This window comes from Idiomarina aminovorans, from assembly GCF_023155095.1.
Taxonomy (GTDB): domain Bacteria; phylum Pseudomonadota; class Gammaproteobacteria; order Enterobacterales; family Alteromonadaceae; genus Idiomarina; species Idiomarina aminovorans.
The window spans coordinates 1-1,313 of record NZ_JAKNDA010000013.1 but is presented as its reverse complement, the minus strand read 5'-3'; the positions used below and the strand labels follow the sequence as shown (position 1 = coordinate 1,313).

Genomic DNA, 1,313 nt, shown 5'->3' with positions numbered 1-1,313 from the left:
CATGCTATGTTTGTTCATGCTAGCCTCCAAATGATTGAGTTTTGAACAAACTAATTATGGCACTGGCTTTCAGCTAACCCAGGAAAATGCGGAGGCTAGCATTTGAGCAGGGAGTTATTGTGTCTATACGGAGAAATAGAGATTGAAGAACGTTGAAGCTATTTTAGTTAATTCCTTTACTGCGAATGGAACGGGTGGAAACCCTGCGGGTGTCGTACTTGACGCCGATTATTTGTCGAACGAAGAAAAATTACAAATAGCACAAGTTGTTGGCTATTCGGAAACTGCATTTGTATCTCAGGATAATGAAGCTGATTTTGAGGTGTCCTTTTTTACCGTAACAGGTGAAGTTGATTTTTGTGGACACGCTACATTAGCAGTATTTTCAACAATGTATCAAGACGGTATCATAAGTGAAGGTAAATACCTTCAAAGGACTAAAGCAGGTTTATTTGTCGTAACCATTGAGAGAAACGGTCTTGTAGTCATGGATCAGAAGCTACCAGAATACCGTGCACAGTTTAGTTATGAACTTATATCGGAGTTAGTCGGGCTAGACTCGAAAGTCCTTGAGTCAACACGGTTGCCGATTGAGGTTGTTTCAACAGGTTTACCCGATATTATTGTTCCAGTCCCATATGGGTATCTCGATAAAATTCAAGTGAATGAAAATCTAACCATTAATTTTTGTAAAAGGCATGAAGTAATTGGTATTCATGCTTTTGAGTTATGTGAAAAAACAAGCATGGTTACAGCAAGCTGTCGTAACTTCGCTCCACTATTTGGTATTTCCGAGGAATCAGCGACGGGGAGTGCGAGTGGTGCATTAGCGTGTTACCTAACTAAACACCTTCCTAATACACATTCGAATAGTTTTATTTTCGAACAAGGTCGGGCAATGAAGTGTATTTCAAAAATTACCGCGTCTGTAGATTCAAACGAGCAAGGTATTATTAAGGTTAGAGTTGGTGGTTTCGCTCATAAAATTGGACGGTGGGAAATCTCCGTATAACAAACTGTTTAAGAGTGATTCGCAACGCGTGGCATTTTTACTATGCGTTGGTTTTAGTGTTTAAGGTGGTATGCGGAGGCTTAGGTATTGCGTTGCTCACACCTTAACAGGGCGTTAACAGTATCTGACTCGGCACCTTGACAATACCTACGCTGTAACTACAATGTAATTCATGAGCCATCTCACCTTTGACTGGGATCCTCGCAAGGATGCCTCTAATCGAAAGAAGCATGACGTCTCGTTCAACGAGGCCAAAACTGCCTTTACAGACGAGTTCGGGCGCCTAATAGCGGATCCTGAT

2 protein-coding genes are annotated in these 1,313 nt (G+C 41.4%); both read left to right on the top strand.

Annotation, left to right across the window (positions count from 1 at the left end):
• The first annotated feature begins 142 nt into the window (after positions 1-142).
• Positions 143-1,012, top strand: coding sequence for a PhzF family phenazine biosynthesis protein (locus L8G48_RS13255; RefSeq protein WP_228634889.1), 870 nt, complete (start codon positions 143-145; stop codon positions 1,010-1,012).
• Positions 1,013-1,184: 172 nt separating this feature from the next.
• Positions 1,185-1,313: BrnT family toxin (locus L8G48_RS13665; protein WP_443986727.1), on the top strand; the 129-nt coding region annotated here is incomplete at its 3' end.